We start from the raw sequence: 21,752 nt of genomic DNA on the forward strand, positions 1-21,752 counted from the left end.
TCAGCACCCGGCACAAGCCGGAGGACGAGGACCTTTTCATGAGTACTGCCACACCACAAAGTGAACCCAAATTGGATCGTGACGCCTTAGCGGCGATGTATGAGGAAACCTTCCGCAATTTCGAGGAAGGGACCATCACCGAGGGCATGGTCGTGGCCATCGGCAAGGACAAAGTTGTGGTCGATATCGGCTACAAGTCGGAAGGCATGATCCCTGCCGACCAGTTCTCGCATGAAGAATTGGGGCAATTGAAGGTCGGCGATCGCCTCCAGGTGTACCTCGAAGAGTGTGAAGACGCAGACGGCAATCTCGTGCTCTCCAAAGAAAAAGCCGACAAGATGAAAATCTGGGAGGAATTGGAGACGCTGCATAAAGAAGAAAAGAGCATTGAGGGTAAGATCATTTCCCGTATCAAGGGCGGCATGATGGTCGATATCGGCGTCAAGGCGTTTTTGCCTGGCTCCCAGATCGATCTCCATCCGGTCCGCGACCTCGACGGCTTGGTCGGCAAGACGTTTCCCCTCAAGATCATCAAGATCAACCATCGCCGTGGCAACGTGGTCGTCTCCCGACGGGTGCTGCTGGAAGAGACGCGCGACCGTCGCCGGCAGACGACGTTATCGACCTTGAAGGAAGGTCAGCTGATTCAGGGCACGGTGAAGAACATCACCGATTACGGCGCGTTTATCGACCTCGGCGGCATCGACGGACTCTTGCATATCACCGATATGTCCTGGGGTCGTGTGGGCCATCCGTCCGAACTGTTCCAGGTCAGCGACAAGGTAGAAGTCACCGTGCTGAAGTACGATCGGGAAACCGGCCGTATCTCCCTAGGGTTGAAGCAGAAATCGGCGGATCCCTGGACCGGTGTGGCGGCGAAGTATCCGGTGGGCACGCGTGTGCGTGGTCGCGTGGTGAGCCTGACCGATTATGGCGCGTTCGTGGAGTTGGAGCCCGGCGTAGAAGGATTGGTACACGTCTCTGAGATGTCCTGGACGCATGAAGTCCGGCATCCGTCGCGTGTCGTTTCGGTCGGCGATCAGGTGGAAGCAGCCGTGTTGAACATCGATCCGGGAAGCCGGAAGATTTCCCTCGGTATGAAGCAGACCGCGCCGAATCCGTGGGACATGATTGAAGCGAAGTACCCGGCTGGCACGCGGATCGAAGGAAAGGTGAAGAGCCTGACCGATTTCGGCGCCTTTGTCGGATTGGAAGAAGGCATCGACGGGCTGATCCACATTTCCGATATGTCCTGGACGAAGCACATCAAGCATCCGTCGGAGCTCTTCAAGAAGGGCCAGAAGGTGGATGCGGTGGTGATTCGCATCGACAAGGAAAAGGAACGCCTTTCGCTGGGCTACAAGCAACTGTCGCGCGATCCGTGGGAAGAGCAGATTCCCAATAAGTATCGGGTCGGCGATAGCATCACCGGCAAGGTCAGCAAGATCGCCGATTTCGGACTCTTCATCGAGCTGGATGGCGATGTCGAAGGTCTGATCCATATCAGCGAAGTCGGGCTGGATGCCAACGTTCGGATGGAAGAAAAATTCAAGCCGACGGATGACGTGACCGCGAAGATCATCAAGGTCGATCGTGATGAGCGGAAAATTGCGCTCAGCTTGCGCGATCACCAGATGGATTCCGATCGACGCCAGGTTGATGAGTTCCACGCCTCTCAGGGCGGAATCGACCAGACCCTGGGTCGTGCGGCCAAGCAGAGCCGGAAGCGCAACCAGAGCGATTCCGAAGCCTAAGTCGGGAGACTGAATGGGGCCACAAGCAGACACGGCGGTGAAGCCACAGCGGAGCCTCTTGCGCCGGATCTTTTGGGCCATCGTGATTGGGGGAGGAGCGTTGATTCTCTTGAACGCGCTCCTCCCCGACCTCGATTTCTCGAATCAAGATCGTGTGGCCCTCATACGGATCGAGGGCGTGATCCTTGATGCACAAGCGACGATCAGCGAGTTGAAGCAATATAGTGAGAACCCGCTGGTCAAGGCGATCGTGTTGCGTATCGACAGCCCCGGCGGCGGCGTCGTGCCGTCCCAGGAAATTCACGACGCCGTGAAGCGGGTGAAGAACAAGAGTAATAAGGCCGTCATCGCATCCATGGGGACAGTGGCCGCTTCCGGAGGGTATTACATCGCGGCGGCGACGGACCGCATCATTGCCAATCCCGGCACGTTGACCGGGAGTATCGGCGTGATCATGGAAATGGCCAACTTCGAAGGCCTGATGAAAAAGGTCGGGGTCGAAGGGGTGGTCATTAAGAGCGGGCGGTTCAAAGACGTCGGATCCCCGTTGCGGAAGATGAGTGATGAGGAACGCAAGCTGCTACAGTCGGTGATGGATGATGTGCACCACCAGTTCATTCAAGCCGTGGCCGACGGGCGGTCGTTAGAAGTGTCGGATGTTGAGCCGCTCGCGGATGGGCGGATTTACACGGGGCGCCAGGCGAAAGAGGTGAGGTTGGTCGACGAACTCGGCGACCTGGATGATGCCATCCACATCGCGGCGGATATTGCCGGGATGGAAGGTGAGCCCAAAGTGGTCGAGCCTCGCAAGCGGTTTTCATTTCGAGATATCATCGAATCACGTTGGTCGTCGGTGTTTCCGAAGCTGGAGTTGAATACCGGCGTCAAACTGAAATACCTGATGGCGTTCTGAGCGGCCGGATCGTATCGGTAGGCGACGCAGCCTTCAGCCGTGCGTAAGCCCCACCCACGAGGAGAGGGACGATGACCAAAGCGCAGATTATCGAACGGATATCGGAACAGGTTACGACATTGACGAAGCGGCAGGCGGAGATCGTGGTGAACACGATTTTCGACTGTATTCGCGACTCGCTGCGGAACGGCAATAAGACGGAAATTAGGGGGTTCGGAAGTTTTCGTCTCCGCGCCCGGCGGATGAAGGAAGGTCGTAATCCAAAAACCGGTGCGACCGTTGCGGTGCCGGCCAAGCGTGTGCCATTCTTCAAGGCAGGCAAGGAACTGAAGGAATTACTCAATAAGTAACAGGAGTGATACCGTGGCGGAGTCCTCAAATATAACAGCCCCTGAGGTTCGGTGGAGTGACGGCGCGCTGAAGCGAATGGAGCGTGCCCCTATGTTTTTACGGGGAATGGTCCGCCGCCTCGCCGAGAAGAAGGCGCGGGAGTTGGGCTATCCAGAAATCACCGAAGAGATCCTCGAGCAGTTCAAAGGTCAGATGATGGGGACCATGGGCGGTGAAGGCGGCATGGCTGAGGCGGCGGATCAAATGGCCAAGGGGCAGCTGCCTTGGACCGCGGCTGCCAAGGAACGCCTGGCGGCCGTCCCAGAGTTCATGCGAGGGATGATCAAGCAAATCGCCGACGAGATCGCCCGCAAAGGCGGCCACATGGAGGTCAACGTTGATCTCTTTGAGAAGGTCGAGGCGTTGGGGGAGATTCGGGAGCGAGAGGCGGCGCCCCTGGAATGGACTGAAGGGGCATTGGCCCTGTTACAGCAGAAGATCAAGGAGTCCCCGCCGATCGCCATGGATTTCGTGAGCGACATGATCCGGCATGATACCGAGGAGTCGGCGCGAGAGAAGGGGTTGACCAGGATCGATGAGCAGACCGCGGTGCAGTTGTGGGAGGCGCCGCAGGAGCGTGTGGCCTGGAGTGACGAAGCCTGGAAGCGCCTGCAAACGTCACCGGATTTCGTCCGCAGCGGCATACGCAAGGCGGCTGAACGCAGAGCCCGCAAGCTTGGGCTCAAAGAAGTCGATTCCGAGCACCTCACGACATTTCGCAATCAGGCCATGATGAAGGCGGTGAAGCGTATCCGGTCGTTTGGCTACAATGAACTCACCTTCGATGCCTTCGACACTGCGCTCCAAAAAACCAAGCGGTTGCAGGGGAACGATCAAGCGGAGAAGCGCCTTCAGGAAATCCGGTCGCATTTCAGCGACCCGGAGGTCAAGAAACCGGAAGGCGGCACCCTCGGTGCCGACCTCATGGGGCGGTTCCGGAAGTTTCTCAAGGGCGAGGGATCTCTCTAGAGTAGGAACGTGACTCTGCGAGTGACCTTGCTCCTGTCGACGCCAGGCCCGTTCTGTCCCCTCGCGTGACGGGACGGGCCGATTCACGACCAAGAATCACATCAACAGACTTGAGCCTCAGTGCCGGTTGGCGCTACGGATCGATTCGCCCCTTCCGGAAGGAAGGCAGGAGCGGGTTGCGGATGGGTATGTGAGAGGAGCCCTCACAGTCCACGAGCAACCCACAGAACATCACGCTCTGTGGGTTGCCGGAAAGATTGTGCGAGACGGCGAGGGCCGAAACTTAATTCGCGGCCACGGCGGTAGGCCAGAATTTGTGTCGAATCTGCGGCAATGGTTCGTTGTCTAAGTTCGGAATATCGTACAGGCAACGGTCGATGGTCGAGACCTCGTCTTCCGTGAGTTCCAGCACGACTTCTTTCTTCCAGAATTGGTCCAGTGCCAAATAATCGTTTGAGGTCGGCTTCTCCGCCAAGAGCGCCTGCATCTTCTTAAAACCTTCAGTATCGACTCCGCCTATACGGCCGTTATTGCGATCGATACACCACTTCAGCACTTCCGCGACACCGTACATCGACAAAGGCATATTGACTTTCTTGCTCATGGGCACCTCCTCCACACTTGGGTCGCATTGTAGCCTAAGGCTTTCCAAGTTTTCAAAGGGGCGAAAGGCCTAGAGGTTCGAGCCCATTCGGCAAGTGGCCAATTTGGCCACGGGCAGGGGGCAGATGCAGGCCTTCGTTGCGAAGCCAGAGGGGGCTCTGTATACTCCGCGAACGGGTGAGGATCAGGAGCGGCGAAGCATGGACTTGGCCGGAATGTCATGCCTTTTTCATCAGGATGGATATGACCGCCGACCGTCGATGCATCAATATTCCGTCGCTCTTCGGAGTTGGACCGATCTTATTAGCTGGTGTGGTGCTGCTCTCTGCCTGTTCGAAGGCCGATCCCTACGTGCCGCCCGACCCCTTCTATTATTTTGCCAGTTACCCGGTCGGGAAGAATCCGACCACCATCACCACGGCCGACTTCAATCGGGACCAAATCACAGACCTCATCACGACCAACATTTCGAGTAATTCGATTTCGCTGCTGTTCGGCAATGGGGATGGTACGTTTCGTGACCAGGTCCAGGTGAAGGTGTGTCAGGAACCCCGCTCCCTCGCCCTCAACGACTTTAATCATGATGGACAGATGGATGTGGTGTTGGCCTGTTCAGGCAGCGATCAGGTGTCGATCCTGTTCGGTCGAGGCAACGGCAAGTTCGACGACGGGCCGCAGTATCCCGTCCATCGCACGCCGGTCTCCGTGGCCAGTGAAGACATCAATGGTGACGGCCATCCCGACTTGGCGGTGGCCTTGCGGAACGACAAAGTGAAGATTTTCCTGGGGAGCGCCAGCGGAGACTTTCGTCCAGGCGCGCAATATGAATACGGTGACACGCCCACCTCGGTGGCCTTGCGGGATCTGAATCAGGACGGGAAGCCGGATTTGTTGGTGACGAACGGCGGACCGATGTTGAGTGCTGTGTCCATCTGGATCGGCAACGGTGATGGCACCTTTCGGGACCCCAAAGACTATAAGACGGGCCGGCGGCCCCTCGGCGTGAGCTTTGCCGACTTTAACAATGATCACCTGACCGATCTCTTAGTCATCAACGGGGAAGGGGACAGCTTCACGACATTTTTGGGCAACGGGAACGCTACGTTCCAGCCGGGCAAGGATTCAGGCGCCGATGCGAGTCCAAACTTCGGAGCGGCCCATGACTTCGACGGCGACCATATTGCGGATGTGGCAATCGTCAATCTGCAATCGACGGATCTCTCCATCCTGTTCGGGCGTGGTGATGGCACGTTCCATTATCCACCGCGTAACTATCGCACGAGGAACGGTCCGTTTGCCGTGGCGAGTTATCGCGTCTCCGCTGATAACCTGGAGGAACCGGGCTTGGTCACGGCGGATAACGGCTCGGGGAGTGTATCGGTGTTTCTGCATCACGGATATAAGGGGCAAGCTCCGACTGGGCGCGCAGGCGAATAGCCGCGTATTCAGGTTTGCGGCGCAATGACCGAAGAGGAGACAGGCCGTTTGCTTGACACCTCGATAGGGCTCGGATAGAGTTCGAAAAGGCTGCTGGACCATAGTCCACGCCATTCTCAGACCAGACCGCGGGGGCTCGTGCGATCGTTTCTGTGGTGGTTTTGCATGGGCTGCCTGACGACGCTGGCAGTCTTGATGGTTCAAGGTGGGGTGCGCGATCTGATCTCCGGGACCAATCCTGCGGGGAGCTCGAGCGCGATCCTCTCCTTTAGCACCACGATCTTCGGGGGTGGGTTGTTGGCCGGCTGCCTCGCCCTTATCCTCAATCGTCTTCGCTAAATCCAGTGACGGCGTTGGTATCGGTTCGAGATGCGCCGGGGCGTCCACGAAACCGTTGTAAAGGGAACAGGGTCGGTCGATGCATTGCCTGAAATGCAAAGGGTTCATGATGGTGGAGCGGCATTACACGCTCATGAATCGTCGGCTCTACGCCCGTTGTCTGAATTGTGGATTTTGGATCGATCTCGCCGACTTGCTCCGATTTTTCCATAAGGTGATCTCCAGTAGCTTGCGTGGCTCGAAAGTTCGAGAAACTTATACCCTGTGAACGTCAGACCGCGTCTGTTCGTCACAAGAAAGTACAGATCCCCCACATGAACCGTTCACGTCGTACACTGTCGATGAGTGGCATTGGCATTCTGGCTCTATTGTTCGGCCTCTGGAGTGGTCAGGCATTGGCCATCGACACCGACGTAGACGACGAAGTCATCACGGTACCCTTCGACCCCCGGCCGGTCCCGTCTGCCAAGCAAGCGCATCATAGTCTCCGATGGCGGCATGTCCCTGCGCACAGCATTCTGCTCAAGGAATTGAAGACGGGGACGACGCTCTATCAGTTTGAAAGTGGAAAGAGGCTGTCGCCGGCCAGTCTGACCAAGATCATGTCGGCGTTGGTCATTCTGGAGTATGGCCATCTGGATGACGAGGTGACGGTCAGTCCCAAGGCTGCGCGCGCGCACAAGACGCATTTGCGTCTCCGGACGGGTCAGATTTTTCGGCTGGAAGATTTATTGAAGGCGATGTTGATTGTGTCCGCGAATGACGCCTGTCTGGCGGCGAGCGAGCACGTCGGCGGGGACGAGGCGCGGTTTGTCGATCTCATGAATGCCAAGGCCGCTGCGCTCGAATTGCGCAACACCCACTTCAGCAATGCCTGCGGGTTTGATGCGCCGGAACATTATTCAACGGCCGAAGACCTGGCGAAATTGAGCGAGATCGCCTTGCACCACCCGGTGTTTAAGGAATTGGTGAGTGAGGAACGTGAAATCATCATGCCGATCAATGAGCATCGGTCCTATGTTCTGCGCACGACCAACCGGCTCCTGGGGCGTATTCCGGGGGTGCAAGGGGTGAAGACGGGATTCACCTCCAAAGCCGGTCGGTGCCTCATCGCCAAAGTCTCCCAAGACGGCAGCGACCTGCTGCTGGTCATTCTCAACTCCAAGCGTCGCTGGAATACGGCGACCAGCCTCATCAACTATGGTCTGCGGCTCAGTGATAGCCGTGCTGGCCTTACCCGCTAGATCTCACGAGTCGTCGCTGGTGGTCTTTCGCCTGTATCAGTCTTGCTTTGAGCGAGGGGGAGGACTGCGTCTTCCACGAGGAGGGACTGCGCCAGTCTTGCGGCTGAAACGGCACGAAGATGGGCACGGTAGATTGAGGAAAGGGGAGTGGGATCTTTCCCCGGGCGTAATGGTCTAGTGAGGGAGTGAAAACTCCACGTTCACGTCTTTCCCGAGGTAGTTGACCTGGAAGCCCTGCTTATCATAGGCGAGTATCGCACCCATCACGTTTTCGTCGCCGTAATCCTCTTTCCCGAGTAACTTCCGCACATCTTCCGGACTTTCGCTGTTGAGCACATTGCGAAAGATGCCGCGAGTCTTATAGGCGAAGCGATTGTTGATGAAAATAAGATCGACCTTGCCGTCCTGTACCCGAACTCCGGCCATCGGGCCGGTCGGTTTGCGTTGATCGAGCAGAAAGATAAATGTCGCTTCTTGTTCTGCTTTGATGCCGGGGATCTTTTCGTTCACCAGCCCGTCCAGTGCTTTTCCTTCATCATCTCCCAACTTGATTCCAAACAGGGACACGTCCTGACTCGCAATGCCTTTGGGATCGGTCAAGTCGTCCTTGCTGAGTTCGTATGGCCCGGCATTCACCATCGCAGCAAGACAGAGGGAGCCCATCGTCGCCATCAGGGCAGTGAACATCCGCTTGCGCTGCATCATGAATGCCTCCTTAGAACCGATCGTCAACGCGCACATCGCGCTGACATTACGTGCCGCCTGGCAGAGGACTGGCTTGGAATCACGGCATTCTATCCAACGGGCCGCCTGACTTTCAAGGTCGAGGCGGAGTTTCGGTAGACAGAAGAGGGCTTCTCGGCGGAAGGCACAGAGTGTCCTGTCGCTCGTTTTCCCCGTTGGGTCGGCTCGGTCGGTGAGGGGTGGGACTGTAAATCTCGCATCGTTGTTTGGCAGAGCGCCGCAAATTCTTGCGCGGCCAAGCTGCGATGTCGCTTGGTGAGGTAGGCCAAACCGACGGCATGTCGGGGAGTCGGATTGTAGAGGTCAATCACTTGTAGCGCCGGGCCGGGGCGCCGCGAGCGGACGAAAAGTTCAGGAAGGATCGTGGCGCCGGTCCCTTCCTCGACAGCCTGGAGAATTCCCTCCGGCGAGCTCATTTCCAGCACCACCTGCGGATGCACGCCCGCCTTCGCACATTCGGCTTCGACCATTTTGCGCAGGCAATAATCAACCGGCATGAGAATCAGGGGGAGCCCCGCGAGGTCTCGCATCCGCGCACGATGTGTGCCGATTATCATATGTGCGGGAGCGACGAGGGCCAATCGCTCTTCAAAAAGTGGAACGGTCGTCAGGTGAGGATGGGTCAATGGCAGTAGGCAGATTCCGATGTCGAGATGGTGGGACAACAGCCCGTTGACGACATCGGTCGAGGCTTGAGCATGCACTTGCAGATGAATGTCAGGGAAGCGCTGCTTGAATCGGGACACGAGCGGGGCGATGAGGTACGAGTTGACCGTTGAGAGTGCCCCCACCACCAAGCGACCACGTTTGGCGCCAAGCAGTTCCTGGACGACCTGCTCCGCTTGATCGAGCTCTCGCAAGGCTCGTTCCGCATGTACATGGAACAATTCTCCGGCCTGGGTCAGGACAACCTTGCGGCCGAGCCGATCGAACAGGCGGGTACCCAGCTCCTTTTCGAGTCCACCGATTTGGATCGAGAGGGACGGTTGGGAGACATGGACATGTTCCGCTGCGCGGCTGAAGTTTTGGTGGGCCGCCACGGCTATGAAGTATTCAAGCTGACGCAATTCCATGCCCGCTCCTGCTGCTAGCTATAGCTTTAGACTATAGAATGTATGAAAACAATATATTAGACGAATAGATAGTATCTCCCCTATTGTCTGAGGTCAACCGGTGCTGCTGCTTGGGAGCCTGGGCCCAGTGCGGGTCTGGAGGGTTGCAGCCGGTCACGTATCACAGGGGGAGGCGGATGATGGTCACGAAGAATGCTGGAATGGGAGTGCTGGTGCTGAGTGCGCTGGCCGTGTTGGCCGGTTGTGCGGATACGGGAAGTCTGAGCGGAGCCGGGCAGCCAGTGGCCGGTGCGACGGCCACCAAGTCTCTGTATGACCGTTTGGGAGGGAAGCCTGCCATCACGGCGGTGGTCGATCAGTTTGTGGCCAACGTCGCGGCCGATGGCCGGATCAACAGTCGGTTTGCGACGACGGACATCCCGAAGTTGAAGGGCCACCTGGTGGATCAAGTGTGCAGCGCAACAGGAGGGCCGTGCAGTTATCGTGGCCGTGACATGAAGAGCATGCATCTGGGGATGCGCATCAGCAGTGGGGATTTCGGAGCCCTGGTTCAGGATCTTGTTGCGGCGCTCGACAAGTTCAATGTGCCGGCCGGCGAGAAAGGTGAATTATTGGGGCTACTCGGTCCGATGAAGAAGGATATCGTCGAGGTACCGTAGGGACAACATAGCGGGGGCGGGCCTACCGGTCGGTCCCCGCTGCTCCTCGCAGAGTGGCGGCTAGGTCGGTTGATTGAGCTGGACGAGGGCGGTTGCCAGTCGGCGGAGGCGTTGAAAGTAGCCCAAGCTGTCCTCACTCAGATCATCGAGCAAGGTATCAAGGTCGGCGACACAGTCCTGGAGTATCGCGATGCGCTGACTGTCCATGTGCGCCTGCCCGTCGAGGTAGAACACCGCACATCCGCCGATGACGGTATCCAGTGTCATCAACTGCCCTTCGTTCGGGCTGGAGAAACGCGGCCAGCCTTCGCGGCTGTGCTCCTCCCAGAGTGAGGCGATGGTGTGGTGACTGATCACGACGATGTCGATCCATCCCGGCCATGAACACGAGCTATCCGTGCAGCAACCCTAACGCATGCAACAGCAGAACGGCAAGCATGCACAACCACAGTCCGAAGAACCGGTAATCGACAGCTTCGCGAGCGAAACACCAACTCAATAATGGCGTGCGCCATGCGGCCGGGCCCCAGGTCAGGAAACAACCTTTGATGATCATGGCGACGCCGGTGATCCACCACAAGGGTTGATAGGGCAGCGGCCCCGACCAGAGGATGAGAATGGCCCCGAGGCCGATGCCGATTGCTTGCCAGCGGAATAGGTGCGGGTTCTGGAGGAGGGATTCCTGTATTCGTTGGACGACAAGCAGCGGGAGGCTCAGCAGGGCGAGGCCGTCGGCCATCCAGATTCCGGCGATCGCAGCCAGTATGTATCGTGTCATCGTATGAGCGTAACTTTCTGCTTCCTGCAGGCGATTCCAATGCGGACAGAACACGTAAGCTGGTCTCGACGCATGACGCCCATTGAGTGTGCCGTAGTCTGCTAGGGCCGCTAGGGATAAAGCCCGCGGTGGAGATGTGCTTGGGCTACCTTGTCGATGCCCGACATCAGTGCAGCCATGCGCATGGTCGTCCGTTTCTCCAGAGAGAAGTGCAGGGTTCTGTGGAAGGCGCTGGTGATAATGTCTTGCAGCCGGTCTTGAATGTCTTTCGCCTTCCAGAAGAAGCGCTGGACGTCCTGCACCCATTCAAAGTAGGAGACGATCACGCCGCCCGAGTTTGCCAGAATGTCGGGAATGATAAACACGCCCTTGTCGGTCAGGATACGATCGGCTTCCAATGTGGTCGGCCCGTTTGCGCCCTCCGCCAGAATTCGGCAGCGCAACTTGGACGCATTGGTTTCGGTGATTTGTTCGGAGAGGGCCGCGGGAACCAACACCGTACACTCCAGTTGCAGCAATTCTTCATTCGTAATCGGCTCGCCCGGCGTGATGTCGTGCAACGGTTCGTGTTTGTCACGATAGCGATGGAGCACATCGGCCACGTCGAGGCCCTTCGGGTTGTACAATCCGCCGCTGACGTCGCTCACGGCCACGATTTTCGCGCCGGCTTGCTGCAGGATGAGCGCCGCATGAGAGCCGACATTGCCGAACCCCTGCACGGCGACGGTTGCGCGGGCCACGTCCAGTTTCAGGTGCTGTAAGGCTTCCAAGGTCACGTAGGAGACGCCGCGACCGGTGGCTTCCTCCCGACCCAGGCTGCCTCCGATCGATAACGGCTTGCCGGTGACGACCCCTTGCACGGCATACCCGACCTGCTGGCTGTAGGTATCCATAATCCAGGCCATGACCTGCTGGTCCGTGCCCACATCGGGTGCCGGGACATCTTTGTCCGGGCCGATCAAGGGGAAAATTTCCGCCGCGTACCGTCGGGTCAATCGTTGCAGTTCACCGCGGGACAATTTTTTCGGATCGACCCTCACGCCGCCCTTCGCGCCACCATAGGGAAGATCCGCCACGGCACACTTCCACGTCATCCACATCGCCAGCGCGGCCACTTCGCCGAGATTCACGTCCGGATGATATCGGATGCCGCCTTTGCAGGGGCCTCGCGCCGAATCGTGCTGGACCCGGTAACCGGTAAAGACTTCTACATGGCCGTCATCCATCTTCACCGGCACGCTGACCAGTAGGGATCGTTGCGGTAGTTTTAAGCGCTCACGCAGGTTGGTGTCGAGGTGCATGGCCTCTGCCGCTTCATTAAACTGGGCGACGGCCAGCCGGAAGGTGTGCGTATCGAATTCGTTCATCACGTGACTCCTTGCTGGTGAGTAGCCTGATGAGGGAGAGGCTCCGGCTCCTGAGGCGCCGCGGTGGAGGCTGTGATCAACGCCATGAATCGTTCCGGGCCAATGTGTTCTGTCCAGGTCAGATGAAATCGTTCGGCAAAGTTGGCAGCCAGTCGTTCCTGGACGGCGCTCATCTCGGGTGCGTCGCCCAAGAGCGTCGCCATGGACGTCACGCGGCAGTCGGCAATTCCACAAGGGACAATGTACGAAAACGGCGCCAGATCAGGGCAGACATTCAGCGCAAAACCATGCGTCGTCACACCCTGCGAAATGCGTACACCGATCGAGGCGATTTTCGACGGATGGTCTCCCCCGACCCATACGCCCGGCAGCCGCTCCCGGCGATGCCCTGCAATGCCCCACTCGGCCAGAGTGCTGATGATCACGTCTTCCAGTCGATGCACATAGGCCTTCGGTCCGGCGCAGAATTCGGAGAGGCGGAGCACGGGATAACCGATCAGCTGGCCCGGTCCGTGGTAGGTGATCGACCCGCCGCGCTCCGTACGAATCACGGGGATGCCTGATTTCTGCGTCAGACGGAGCTCACCCGGCCAATGCTGGCCCTGCGTGGTTCGTCCCACGGTAAAGACGGGAGGGTGTTCCATGAGCAGGAGCAGGTCGTCACATCGGTCGGCCGCGCGCTCGGTCCGGCAGGCACGCTGCAGACTCCAGGCTATCTCGTAGGGGAGTGGCTCGCAGCGCATCAGGATGCTCGCTCGCAGCGGCTGTGTCGGTGCAGGCATATCCGGGCTCCTGTGTGCGGACGCTGTATGCAGGGGCTGATCGAGTCTCATGGGTTACGGCCGTTCCGGACCTGGTTGTGACACGGTGATGGTGGTGGCACCGGCCTTCCCCTGCGTGCTGATCTGAAACGACATCTGCTCGCTCGCTCGAGTCACCGCGTGCCAGAAATCTCCGATGTTATAGAGCGGATGGTGATCGATGGCGGTCACCACATCCCCGGATTGTAATCCGGCTCGTCCGGCTGGTTTGGCCGGGTCCACCGAGAGCACGAGGATGCCCCGGTCACTCTCCAGATCGAAGCTCGCGGCGACACTCGGGGTGATGGTCAGCGGGATCAAGCCAAGGTCCGGCCGCAGGACGGAGCCGCGATCCATCATGGATTGGAGATGAGGCATCACCGCCTCCATCGTAATGGCGTAACTGATGGCTTGCGCAGAGGGGGCGATGGCGACATTGAGGCCCACGACCTGGCCGTAGCGATCGACCAACGGACCGCCACTGTTTCCCGGATTGATCGCGGCATCTGTTTGAAGCAGGTCGTAGAGGGTTTCCCCCTCCGGCGTGAGAACCGAGCGATCCAGCGCGCTGATGACGCCGACCGTGACGGTGGAGCCTCCCTTCAGGGCAAGGGGGTTTCCGATGGCGACCACGGTTTCACCGATTTCGAAGGAGGTGCGCCGGCTGAATTCGGCCGGGACCAGATCCGGGGCGGTGATTCTGACGAGTGCGAGATCGAGCAGGAAATCCCGCGCGACGACCCGCCCCGGCGTAAGCCGTCCGGTGGAGAGTCCCACCACGACGCTGGTGACGCCCTGTACCAGGTGATTGTTGGTCAGGATATACCCACCGGCATCGAGGATCACGCCGGAGCCTGAGCCCGGCGAGGCTCCGTGCTGGGAGCCTCCCTGGGGCATGCCGCGGGTGAGCACGGTGACGACCGACGGACGGACCTTCGTCACGACGGCGGGGACAGAAAGTTCTGTGAGCGAGGTCGAATCGCTGGGGGGACGGTCGGCGCCCTCCGCCGGTGTGGAGAGACTCAAGAGGGCGGCGGCTAGGAGTCCCCAGGCGAGCCACCCTGTCCGATTGACCCGGCCGGTAGCGGTACGACTGTGGGCGCCTCTCACCATTGGGGACCTGTTCCTCCGTCGCGGCGCATTCTCTCACAATAGGACGTAGGGCGAAAGGCGGCTCACGCAACACGGGCGAGGTGTGACCCTCGCCCGCATCGCGCTGCCGTCTCACGTATGTCGTAGTTATTTGATGGCGGCGAACATTTCCTTGACCATCGGCGTCTTGAGTTTCTTGAGCGCTTTGGCTTCAATCTGACGAATCCTCTCGCGAGTGACCGAGAGATGTTGCCCCACCTGTTCCAGCGTACGGGCCTGGTCTTCCCCGATCCCGAACCGCAATCGGATGACGGTTTGTTCTCTGGGGGTCAAGGTGCCAAGGATCCGATCCATTTCGCGCGTGAGTTCCGTGCGGTTCACATGCGCGTCTGGCGGGACCGCCTGCTGGTCGGGTAACAGTTCGCCGAGCTCTGTGCTGCCGTCACCGACCCGATGCTCCAACGCCACCGGCTCCTGAAAGGCCTGAATGGTCTCATGCAGCCGATCGGGCCGCATCCGCATGGTCGAGGCCACTTCCTCCAGGCGTGGTTGGCGTCCCAACTGCTGGACGAGCCGACGTGAAGCCCGAAGAATGCGGTTCGAGGCTTCCGTCTGGTGCACCGGAATCCTAATGGTACGTGATTGATCGGCCAGGGATCTGGTAATGCCCTGTCGGATCCACCAGGTGGCATACGTACTGAACTTAAATCCCTTGCGATGTTGATACCGTTCTGCGGCTTTCATCAAGCCGATATTCCCTTCCTGGACGAGATCCAGCAGGGTGAGGCCGCGTCCGGTGTAATGTTTCGCGACATTCACCACCAGGCGGAGGTTGCAGCGCACCAACTCGTCCTTGGCCGATTCCAGGGTCAGCCGTGAGGTGTGAAGTTGGTCTAGGGCGGCATCGAGTTCCTTCCGAACCGGGGCGGGAACTTTGCCGCCGGGTGTATCTAATCGGAGCTCCTCCAGCGCCCGTTCCGCTTGGTTCAGCACCGTGGCCGACAAGCCGCTCAGACGGCGCACGGTATTGAGCGTGTGGAGGCACTCGGTGATGCGCTCGGTCCGTTTCAGTCGGCTGCCGGCTTTGACGGCTTGGTGAAGGGTCTGCCGAATCTGGCGTGTGCCGAGATCGAGCTGTTTGGCTAATGCAATTTCTTCATCGCGCTCAAGCAGGGCACGTTCGCCGAACGAGCGGAAGTAGAGGGATTCAAGCAGAAACGGTGAAGAGGCCGAGCGCGCTGGTTTTTCAGGTGCCGTGTCTTCGCCGTCCGTGTCCGTCTCACCCTGGCCGTCTTGCGCAATGCTGTCCAGCAGAGTGCTGGCCTCTGGGTCATCGGCATCAGGGTCGACCTCTGCGGTCACCGACGGGTCTGTATCGTCTTGACTCGCGAGCGCGTCTTTCATGGTCGTCACCTCTCTTCCCCGTCCTGGGGAGGTTGGCTGTGGTAGAGAGCGTGGAGAGGCTGCGTATCCCACCACTTACGTTAGAGCCCGTGTGGTGACAAAAGGATTCACGGCTGCGTACCCCTGCCTCCGACTCCTGTCCTCAGTGCGACTACGACACTGAGGCCGGGCCGGATTGCTGTTTAAGGGAGATAGGGCTGTGTTCGTCACTGTCAAGAGGTGTGGCGGTGCGGCATGTCGGAGTCTGCGCTGTGGCGGTTTGGTTGAAAACGGGTCGGCAGTCTCCTAGAATGCCGGACTATGTCACAACTACAGAATGGCGAACGTGTTCATCTGGTCGACAAGAAGGGGCGGCAATATGCCCTGACCTTGAAAGCCGGGGATATCTATCACTTTAGCGGCGAGACGATTCCGCACGATGAGCTCATCGGCCGGCCGGACGGCACCGTCGTAACCCTCTCCAAGGGAAAGCGGTTCCTCGCGCTACGGCCGACCTTCGGGGAGTATGTCCTGAAGATGCCTCGTGGGGCGCAGGTACTCTATCCCAAAGACCTGTCGCTGATTCCGATGTGGGCGGATGTCTATCCCGGCGCGCGGGTCTTCGAGGCCGGAACCGGGTCCGGCGCGCTCACCATGGCGTTGTTGCGAGCCGTGGGGCCGACGGGACTCGTCGTGACCTATGAAGCCCGGGATGACTTTGCCCGAACGGCCTTGACCAACATCGAGCGTTATATGGGGCCGGTGTCCACCCTCATGCCATGTCGCAAGAATGCCTATGAGGGGATTGATGTGCTTGAAGACGGGCGGTTGTTCGATCGCCTGGTGTTGGATCTGCCGGAGCCGTGGCAGGTCGTGCCGCATGCGGCGAAGGTCTTGCGCTCGGGCGGCATTTATTTGAGTTTTGTGCCGACGGTGCCACAGGTGATGCAAACCGTGGACGCACTGGAGCGCACGTCGGTATTCGGTATGATCGAAACCTTCGAGACGTTGCTGCGGACCTGGTCGATTCAGGGGCGCAGTGTCCGTCCGGATCATCGCATGGTGGCGCATTCGGGTTTCCTGACCGTCGCGAGAAAGGTCGAAGAGGGCTGGTGGTCGCGCCAGAGCAAAGCGGTCGAGACAGAGGCCGCCGATGAGCAGGAAGACGCAGGTCACGAGGGGGAGGACGCAACGGCATGAATCGGTTACAAGGCAAAGTGGCTATTATTACCGGCGGGAACGCGGGAATCGGGGAGTCGATCGCCAAGCTGTTCGCAGATGAAGGGGCCTCTGTGGTGGTGACCGGACGCCGCAAAGAAGAGCTCGACCGAGTGGTGAAGGGCATCGGCGTGAACGGCGGGCGGGCGTTGGCTGTGCCTGGGTCCGTGACGGATGAGGCGCATGTGCAGGATGTGATCGCACAAACCCTGCGCACCTTCGGCAAGCTCCATATCGTGGTGAATAACGCCGGGATCGGCGATTTCGGCAAGCGCCTCCATGAAACCGACGATGCCACATGGGCGAAGGTGTTGGACATCAATCTCACGGGCGTCTTTCGCATGACCCGCGCGGCGCTTCCGGAGCTGATGAAGAGCGGGGGCGGCGCGATTGTGAATATTTCCAGTGTGGCCAGCCTGGTCGGGATTCGTGGATTATCGGCCTATACGGCATCGAAGGGGGCTCTGGATGCACTGACCCGCGCGGTGGCGGTTGACTATGCGGAGGACCACATTCGCTGCAATGTGGTCAACCCGGGCTTGGTAGATACTCCGATGGCCGCGCCGTTGATGGCCAATCCCGCCCATCTCGAACCGATCTTGGCGCAGTACGCCATACGCCGGCCGGGGAAGCCGGAGGAGGTGGCGAAGATGGTGTTGTATCTCGCGTCCGACGAGGCTGCCTGGGTGACCGGGGCGACGTTCCCCATCGACGGCGGCATGACCATCAGCAAGGGCTAAGGGATAGGGGGCGGTAGGGGCCTGGACTAACTGGAATAGTGGCGCAGGAACTAGGACGGTAGCGTATGGACATCACGACTCAGACACAATGGTGCGGCATCATCGGCAATCCGGTCGAACATTCACTCTCGCCGGCGATTCACAATGCCGCCTTCCAAAAGATGGAGCTGGACCTCGTCTATCTCGCCTTCCGCGTGGAAGCCCTCGGTGACGCGTTGAAAGGCCTGCGGGCGCTGGGGAATGCACGAGGATTCAGCGTGACGATTCCGCACAAAGTGGCGGCGATTCCATTTCTGGATGAGGTGGAGCCGACGGCCAAGCACATCGGCGCGATCAATACCATCGTCGTCGAAGAAGGCAAGCTCAAGGGCTACAACACGGACGCGTCCGGTGCACTCCGCGCGTTGAAGGAAGGCGGAGCACTGCTCGACGGACATCGGGTGTTGATCCTGGGCTCCGGCGGCGCGGCCCGAGCCATTGCGTTTGCACTGGCGACTGGGACGGGCATCGCCGGGCTGACCATACTGGGGATCGAAGAGGCCGAGCGGCAAAAATTGGTGAAGGATTTACGGGAGCGAGCGGGAATTCCGATCGAGGACGGCCCGCTCACGTTGGATACTCTCAGGAACTGGGTGCCGCATGTGCGCACCTTGATTCACTGCACCCCGGTCGGAATGTCACCACGTGTGGATGAGTCCTGCGTGCCGACCAATCTGTTCAGGCCTGAACTGACGGTGATGGATATCGTCTACAATCCGCGTGAGACGAAACTGCTGCAGGAAGCCAAGGCGGCCGGGTGTCGGACCATTTCCGGGTTGGAGATGTTCCTCAACCAAGCCGTGCTGCAGTTTGAACTGTGGACGAAGCAGCCGGCCCCGGCCGACGTGATGCGACAGGTCCTGGAGTCTCGCTTTGGGTAGGACAGCAGCCGGTCTTCAGCAGCACACATCCGCACTCACGCCTTGTTTCGAGGCATGGCTCCTCGCATGAATCTCGTTTTAATCGGCTACCGAGGCACTGGAAAAAGTACGGTCGGCAAGATGCTGGCGCGCAAGCTCGGCCGCACAGTGGTGTCGACCGATGCCGAAATTGTAAAGCGGGCGCAGCTGTCCGTGCCCGAAATCGTCAAGCAGTTCGGGTGGGAACACTTTCGCGATCTGGAATCCGCCGTGTGCCGTGATTTTGCCGCTCGGGATCAGTTGATCATCGATACCGGCGGCGGCGCCATTTTGCGGCCGGAGAATGTAGAAGCGCTGCGACGAACCGGGACCCTGGTCTGGCTCACCGCGACCGTGGAGACGATCACGCGTCGCATTGGCGGTGACACCCAGCGCCCATCGTTGACGGGCACGAAGTCCTTCACGGAGGAAATTCGGGACGTACTGACCGAACGCACACCCAAGTATCAGGCGGCAGCCAATCACATAGTCCCTACCGATGGGGCCTCGACCGGCGAGGTTGCCGAACGCATTCTGCGGCTACTGTCACGTGAGTCGGCAGGGTGACGTATCGAGCATTCTGGCGGTGAACGCCACCGTGGGGCGCCGCGTTTCTTGACATCCCCTCGGTAACATGGTTCTTATACCCGCGCGCGCCCGTAGCTCAATTGGATAGAGCATCGGACTTCGGATCCGAGGGTTGGGGGTTCAAGTCCCTCCGGGCGCACCATATAATCAACAGGTTGCATCGTTTCTTGCTCTTCCCCCTCCGGTTTGGTCACGGTTTTGGTCACAGTTCCAGCCAGACTTCCTCGATTCACGGCGTCCGGAAGATCTCCTCGTGCGAGGTGCGCGTACCGCATAGTCGTCTCAATGGCGCGATGCCCGAGGATCTCCCGCCTATCGTTACCGACTTATACGCCTGATGGCGTACAATCGGCCGCATGAGAAAAGCCGCACCCATATCAAGGTCAAGTCGGATTAGCATCCGTATCGACGTAGGGCTCAAGAAGAGAGCCGTGAAGATTTTCGATCGTCTGGGCCTCACTGAAGCCGAAGCCATCCGCCTGTTCTATGCGCAGGTCGAACGCCATCAAGGCATTCCCTTCCCTGTCACCGTTCCAAACGCCACGACCATGACCGCCCTGGGCGAAACGAAGAAGCCGGAGAAGCTCCCTTCCTTTAAGACCTTCCACGCCCTCAGAAACCATACCGGCGTATAAACCTTGCTCACCCTCAAGCCCGCTACTCGGTTTCTCAAAGATCTGAAGGTAGCCAAAAAAAACGCGGGCAGGACATAGACGACCATTGCTTGGAGCGTACTGGCTCGCCCCACACCCGCAAAAAACGTGCTTGGGTTGATCCCGGTTACACAGAGAGCTCTCTCGCCTGCCACTGATCGCATCGGTTCATCGTGAAGCTCTGGGCACGATGATCGATCAGATCAGTCGCACCCTGTCACCCGGCCACAATCTTCTACGGGTGAGAGGAAACAATGGTCCGTCTTTTGGGAAGGCGGCGATGCGTTAGCTTGGCCGCCGTTCTGTTTGATCGTGGGTTACAAACACAGAGAAGAGAAAAGGGATACTGAAACCATGGGGAGATTCGTCACGCAAAGAGTCCGCCCAACGAGGCCGCCCGGCCGTTCCGGACCACTGGACCGGACGGCCGGGGGGATCGGGGGCGCAGCCCCCGCTTCACTTGATCTATATGGTCAAAGTAGGAAGACACTTCCAGTCGGATCGCAACGAATCGGCTCGTCTAAGAGGGGTTGGCCATCAAAAAGGTATTTGTCCTTTAGACCTACAAAGTGTTGGAACAGAAGGCCTCGAAATTCGAAGCAAACAGCGCTATATTCCCGCTGGCCTCAAGATATCTGAATTGACGAGCATCCACTGCGGGGTTCAGCGTGCCGACAGTACCATCCGATTTGCTAGGAGCTATTGCAGACCCAACAGGGGGCAAAGTGGCAATCATTATTGGTGCAGGGTCGTCCATTGAAGCGCCTACGAGACTTCCCCTGTCCAAAAAATGTGCTGAAGATGCCCATGAAAGACTGATAGCTGACGGTGTTCTGGTGAATGGAGATTGTGCGGATCCAGCCGACCTGAGTGCGCTGGCAGATGCGGTCTACACTAAAAGAAACAACAAACAGGAAGAGTTAGTGAGCCGTCTTCCTGTCACAGAGTTTAGAAATGCAAAGCCTAACGAGGGTCATGTTATTGCTGCTGCCCTTCTCGTTGAGCGTGCTGTTATTGATGTTCTAAGCCTCAATTTTGATCATGCTCAAGAGCACGCCCTACCTGTTGTCGACGCGGGATCGAATGTTAGTGTCGTGTACGGCCCGCAGGACCACTCTCAGGTTGGGGTATGCAACTTCATTTACCTCCATCGCGATGCTGGGGCTAAATTTGAGGACTGGATACTGCGAAGTCAGCAACTAACCCAGGAATGGCAAGGAAAATGGGAGGAGGTAATTTCGTTAAGGGTGTCTGCTACGCCCCACTTGGTCTTTGCTGGACTTGGTTCTCCGGCTAAAGTACTTGTTGAATCGGTTCAGCGGATTAAAACTGCAGTTCCAATTGGTCACAAGGTCTACTATGTGGATCCAGGGCAACTGGAGGCTTCCGCGTTTGCCAGTAGTTTAGCTATTACCGTTGAACAGCATATTAGTCTTGGTTGGGTCGAATTCATGAAGGCCTTGGCAGCGCGTGTAGCTGAAGAACATATTAGAGTGTTGCGTGATAGCTGCGCTGATTTTGCAACGAACAATGCTATTCAGAATGAGGATTGCGATGGCTTTCTTGGCGAGTTAAAAACGCTTGGGTTGATTGCACTTGGCCGGATAAGAGCAGTTTGGCAACTTGAAATGACAGTGTCTTATCTCCCTCATCGCGGGTGTCATCACGACCAATATGCCGATTTAGTGCAGTGCATAGCCCTAATAGAGCGAATCACAAGTGCGAAGGCCAGGCCTGATATCGCTGGGTGTATAACTCTGCACCGAGCAGGAAAGCCTGTTTGCACTGTTGTTCCAATATCCGGTAGGGGAACTAGAACTTTTGCAATGATTGAACCGATGTTTGCGCATTTCGAAAGGGAAATCGCCAAAGCGTCAAAACCTACACCTGTTATATTCCTTCTTTCTGGTGTCCAAGGGACGCCAGAAGTTACAAAACTACCTTCGGATATCGTTATGGGAGAACAACTAGATAATTTAGTATTAGGGAAACCCAAGCGCTCAATCACAGATGTTTTTAAGGCCCGCCAATATCCCAAAATCATTCAAGATATGATAGGGAACGCCTGAG

The 21,752-nt window shown here is 58.3% G+C and carries 23 protein-coding genes, 1 tRNA gene and 1 pseudogene; 15 read left to right on the forward strand and 10 right to left on the reverse strand.

All coding sequences use genetic code 11. The features are described from left to right. Positions 1-38: 38 nt before the first annotated feature. From V9G17_11515 to V9G17_11530, 4 genes and pseudogenes are all read left to right on the forward strand, one after another. Entirely contained in the window at positions 39-1,754 is a 1,716-nt protein-coding gene (locus V9G17_11515; GenBank protein MEI2753219.1) for a 30S ribosomal protein S1, read from the forward strand. A gap of 13 nt (positions 1,755-1,767) precedes the next feature. After that, entirely contained in the window at positions 1,768-2,667 is a 900-nt protein-coding gene (sppA, locus tag V9G17_11520; GenBank protein ID MEI2753220.1) for a signal peptide peptidase SppA, read from the forward strand. A gap of 68 nt (positions 2,668-2,735) precedes the next feature. Continuing rightward, positions 2,736-3,017, forward strand: a pseudogene (locus V9G17_11525) (HU family DNA-binding protein). Between the two features lie 13 nt (positions 3,018-3,030). Then, positions 3,031-4,026 carry a PCP reductase family protein gene (locus V9G17_11530; protein ID MEI2753221.1) on the forward strand — a complete coding sequence of 332 codons (996 nt, stop codon included), beginning with the start codon at positions 3,031-3,033 and terminating at the stop codon, positions 4,024-4,026. A 283-nt stretch (positions 4,027-4,309) separates the two neighbouring features. Here the strand turns inward: V9G17_11530 and V9G17_11535 are convergent, their stop codons facing one another. Beyond that, positions 4,310-4,630: a hypothetical protein gene (locus V9G17_11535; GenBank protein MEI2753222.1), complete on the reverse strand. Its 321-nt coding sequence runs from the start codon at positions 4,628-4,630 to the stop codon at positions 4,310-4,312. A 242-nt stretch (positions 4,631-4,872) separates the two neighbouring features. On the opposite strand from V9G17_11535, the gene V9G17_11540 reads away from it, so the two are divergent. Both V9G17_11540 and V9G17_11545 read left to right on the forward strand, forming a co-directional pair. Continuing rightward, a complete protein-coding gene (locus V9G17_11540) occupies positions 4,873-6,066 on the forward strand; it encodes a VCBS repeat-containing protein (protein ID MEI2753223.1) in 1,194 nt (397 codons plus the stop codon). Positions 6,067-6,231: 165 nt separating this feature from the next. Further along, positions 6,232-6,405 (forward strand): hypothetical protein, encoded by a 174-nt coding sequence (locus V9G17_11545; protein MEI2753224.1) that lies wholly within the window; start codon positions 6,232-6,234, stop codon positions 6,403-6,405. On the opposite strand, the gene V9G17_11550 is transcribed toward V9G17_11545, so the two are convergent. Beyond that, positions 6,389-6,616: a hypothetical protein gene (locus V9G17_11550; GenBank protein MEI2753225.1), complete on the reverse strand. Its 228-nt coding sequence runs from the start codon at positions 6,614-6,616 to the stop codon at positions 6,389-6,391. The genes V9G17_11545 and V9G17_11550 overlap by 17 nt on opposite strands. Positions 6,617-6,719: 103 nt before the next feature. Between V9G17_11550 and V9G17_11555 the strand changes: the two genes are divergently transcribed. Then, on the forward strand, positions 6,720-7,649 hold the full coding sequence (locus V9G17_11555; protein ID MEI2753226.1) for a D-alanyl-D-alanine carboxypeptidase family protein: 930 nt from the start codon (positions 6,720-6,722) through the stop codon (positions 7,647-7,649). Positions 7,650-7,823: 174 nt separating this feature from the next. On the opposite strand, the gene V9G17_11560 is transcribed toward V9G17_11555, so the two are convergent. Together V9G17_11560 and V9G17_11565 are read right to left on the reverse strand one after the other, a co-directional pair. Continuing rightward, a complete protein-coding gene (locus tag V9G17_11560) occupies positions 7,824-8,354 on the reverse strand; it encodes a hypothetical protein (GenBank protein ID MEI2753227.1) in 531 nt (176 codons plus the stop codon). 89 nt (positions 8,355-8,443) lie between these two features. Next, positions 8,444-9,466 (reverse strand): LysR substrate-binding domain-containing protein, encoded by a 1,023-nt coding sequence (locus tag V9G17_11565; GenBank protein MEI2753228.1) that lies wholly within the window; start codon positions 9,464-9,466, stop codon positions 8,444-8,446. 176 nt (positions 9,467-9,642) lie between these two features. Here V9G17_11565 and V9G17_11570 point away from each other — a divergent pair, with 176 nt between their 5' ends. Beyond that, positions 9,643-10,125, forward strand: a complete 483-nt coding sequence (locus tag V9G17_11570; protein MEI2753229.1) for a group 1 truncated hemoglobin — start codon at positions 9,643-9,645, stop codon at positions 10,123-10,125. 60 nt (positions 10,126-10,185) lie between these two features. Here the strand turns inward: V9G17_11570 and V9G17_11575 are convergent, their stop codons facing one another. From V9G17_11575 to V9G17_11600, 6 genes are all read right to left on the reverse strand, one after another. Further along, entirely contained in the window at positions 10,186-10,482 is a 297-nt protein-coding gene (locus V9G17_11575; protein ID MEI2753230.1) for a hypothetical protein, read from the reverse strand. A gap of 34 nt (positions 10,483-10,516) precedes the next feature. After that, positions 10,517-10,903 (reverse strand): hypothetical protein, encoded by a 387-nt coding sequence (locus V9G17_11580; GenBank protein ID MEI2753231.1) that lies wholly within the window; start codon positions 10,901-10,903, stop codon positions 10,517-10,519. 110 nt (positions 10,904-11,013) lie between these two features. Beyond that, positions 11,014-12,270, reverse strand: coding sequence for a Glu/Leu/Phe/Val dehydrogenase (locus V9G17_11585; protein ID MEI2753232.1), 1,257 nt, complete (start codon positions 12,268-12,270; stop codon positions 11,014-11,016). Continuing rightward, positions 12,270-13,052, reverse strand: coding sequence for a lipoyl(octanoyl) transferase LipB (lipB, locus tag V9G17_11590; protein ID MEI2753233.1), 783 nt, complete (start codon positions 13,050-13,052; stop codon positions 12,270-12,272). Before lipB ends, V9G17_11585 begins: the two co-directional genes overlap by 1 nt. A gap of 54 nt (positions 13,053-13,106) precedes the next feature. Continuing rightward, positions 13,107-14,183, reverse strand: a complete 1,077-nt coding sequence (locus V9G17_11595) for a trypsin-like peptidase domain-containing protein (protein MEI2753234.1) — start codon at positions 14,181-14,183, stop codon at positions 13,107-13,109. Between the two features lie 126 nt (positions 14,184-14,309). Next, positions 14,310-15,566, reverse strand: a complete 1,257-nt coding sequence (locus V9G17_11600) for a sigma-70 family RNA polymerase sigma factor (protein MEI2753235.1) — start codon at positions 15,564-15,566, stop codon at positions 14,310-14,312. Positions 15,567-15,866: 300 nt separating this feature from the next. Here V9G17_11600 and V9G17_11605 point away from each other — a divergent pair, with 300 nt between their 5' ends. From V9G17_11605 to V9G17_11635, 7 genes are all read left to right on the forward strand, one after another. Further along, positions 15,867-16,745: a tRNA (adenine-N1)-methyltransferase gene (locus V9G17_11605; GenBank protein MEI2753236.1), complete on the forward strand. Its 879-nt coding sequence runs from the start codon at positions 15,867-15,869 to the stop codon at positions 16,743-16,745. Further along, positions 16,742-17,503 (forward strand): SDR family oxidoreductase, encoded by a 762-nt coding sequence (locus V9G17_11610; GenBank protein ID MEI2753237.1) that lies wholly within the window; start codon positions 16,742-16,744, stop codon positions 17,501-17,503. Before V9G17_11605 ends, V9G17_11610 begins: the two co-directional genes overlap by 4 nt. Before the next feature lie 65 nt (positions 17,504-17,568). Then, on the forward strand, positions 17,569-18,423 hold the full coding sequence (locus V9G17_11615; protein MEI2753238.1) for a shikimate dehydrogenase: 855 nt from the start codon (positions 17,569-17,571) through the stop codon (positions 18,421-18,423). Between the two features lie 66 nt (positions 18,424-18,489). Beyond that, positions 18,490-19,008, forward strand: coding sequence for a shikimate kinase (locus tag V9G17_11620; GenBank protein MEI2753239.1), 519 nt, complete (start codon positions 18,490-18,492; stop codon positions 19,006-19,008). 86 nt (positions 19,009-19,094) lie between these two features. After that, positions 19,095-19,171 (forward strand) — tRNA-Arg (locus V9G17_11625). A gap of 214 nt (positions 19,172-19,385) precedes the next feature. Beyond that, on the forward strand, positions 19,386-19,664 hold the full coding sequence (locus V9G17_11630) for a type II toxin-antitoxin system RelB/DinJ family antitoxin (GenBank protein MEI2753240.1): 279 nt from the start codon (positions 19,386-19,388) through the stop codon (positions 19,662-19,664). A 743-nt stretch (positions 19,665-20,407) separates the two neighbouring features. Next, positions 20,408-21,751 (forward strand): hypothetical protein, encoded by a 1,344-nt coding sequence (locus V9G17_11635; GenBank protein ID MEI2753241.1) that lies wholly within the window; start codon positions 20,408-20,410, stop codon positions 21,749-21,751. Position 21,752: the final 1 nt, after the last annotated feature.

Origin of the sequence: Nitrospira sp., from assembly GCA_037045225.1 — a bacterium.
Taxonomy (GTDB): domain Bacteria; phylum Nitrospirota; class Nitrospiria; order Nitrospirales; family Nitrospiraceae; genus Nitrospira_A.

What these genes read in the sequence shown, in the direction of transcription:
- V9G17_11615 (MEI2753238.1), top strand. Translation starts at nt 17,569, where the DNA reads ATGGACATCACGACTCAGACACAATGGTGCGGCATCATCGGCAATCCG.
- sppA (MEI2753220.1), top strand. Translation starts at nt 1,768, where the DNA reads ATGGGGCCACAAGCAGACACGGCGGTGAAGCCACAGCGGAGCCTCTTG.
- V9G17_11560 (MEI2753227.1), bottom strand. Translation starts at nt 8,354, where the DNA reads ATGATGCAGCGCAAGCGGATGTTCACTGCCCTGATGGCGACGATGGGC.
- V9G17_11515 (MEI2753219.1), top strand. Translation starts at nt 39, where the DNA reads ATGAGTACTGCCACACCACAAAGTGAACCCAAATTGGATCGTGACGCC.
- V9G17_11585 (MEI2753232.1), bottom strand. Translation starts at nt 12,270, where the DNA reads ATGAACGAATTCGATACGCACACCTTCCGGCTGGCCGTCGCCCAGTTT.
- V9G17_11600 (MEI2753235.1), bottom strand. Translation starts at nt 15,566, where the DNA reads ATGAAAGACGCGCTCGCGAGTCAAGACGATACAGACCCGTCGGTGACC.
- V9G17_11570 (MEI2753229.1), top strand. Translation starts at nt 9,643, where the DNA reads ATGATGGTCACGAAGAATGCTGGAATGGGAGTGCTGGTGCTGAGTGCG.
- V9G17_11540 (MEI2753223.1), top strand. Translation starts at nt 4,873, where the DNA reads ATGACCGCCGACCGTCGATGCATCAATATTCCGTCGCTCTTCGGAGTT.
- V9G17_11555 (MEI2753226.1), top strand. Translation starts at nt 6,720, where the DNA reads ATGAACCGTTCACGTCGTACACTGTCGATGAGTGGCATTGGCATTCTG.
- V9G17_11535 (MEI2753222.1), bottom strand. Translation starts at nt 4,630, where the DNA reads ATGAGCAAGAAAGTCAATATGCCTTTGTCGATGTACGGTGTCGCGGAA.
- lipB (MEI2753233.1), bottom strand. Translation starts at nt 13,052, where the DNA reads ATGCCTGCACCGACACAGCCGCTGCGAGCGAGCATCCTGATGCGCTGC.
- V9G17_11565 (MEI2753228.1), bottom strand. Translation starts at nt 9,466, where the DNA reads ATGGAATTGCGTCAGCTTGAATACTTCATAGCCGTGGCGGCCCACCAA.
- V9G17_11545 (MEI2753224.1), top strand. Translation starts at nt 6,232, where the DNA reads ATGGGCTGCCTGACGACGCTGGCAGTCTTGATGGTTCAAGGTGGGGTG.
- V9G17_11605 (MEI2753236.1), top strand. Translation starts at nt 15,867, where the DNA reads ATGTCACAACTACAGAATGGCGAACGTGTTCATCTGGTCGACAAGAAG.
- V9G17_11580 (MEI2753231.1), bottom strand. Translation starts at nt 10,903, where the DNA reads ATGACACGATACATACTGGCTGCGATCGCCGGAATCTGGATGGCCGAC.
- V9G17_11610 (MEI2753237.1), top strand. Translation starts at nt 16,742, where the DNA reads ATGAATCGGTTACAAGGCAAAGTGGCTATTATTACCGGCGGGAACGCG.
- V9G17_11630 (MEI2753240.1), top strand. Translation starts at nt 19,386, where the DNA reads ATGAGAAAAGCCGCACCCATATCAAGGTCAAGTCGGATTAGCATCCGT.
- V9G17_11620 (MEI2753239.1), top strand. Translation starts at nt 18,490, where the DNA reads ATGAATCTCGTTTTAATCGGCTACCGAGGCACTGGAAAAAGTACGGTC.
- V9G17_11550 (MEI2753225.1), bottom strand. Translation starts at nt 6,616, where the DNA reads ATGGAAAAATCGGAGCAAGTCGGCGAGATCGATCCAAAATCCACAATT.
- V9G17_11595 (MEI2753234.1), bottom strand. Translation starts at nt 14,183, where the DNA reads ATGGTGAGAGGCGCCCACAGTCGTACCGCTACCGGCCGGGTCAATCGG.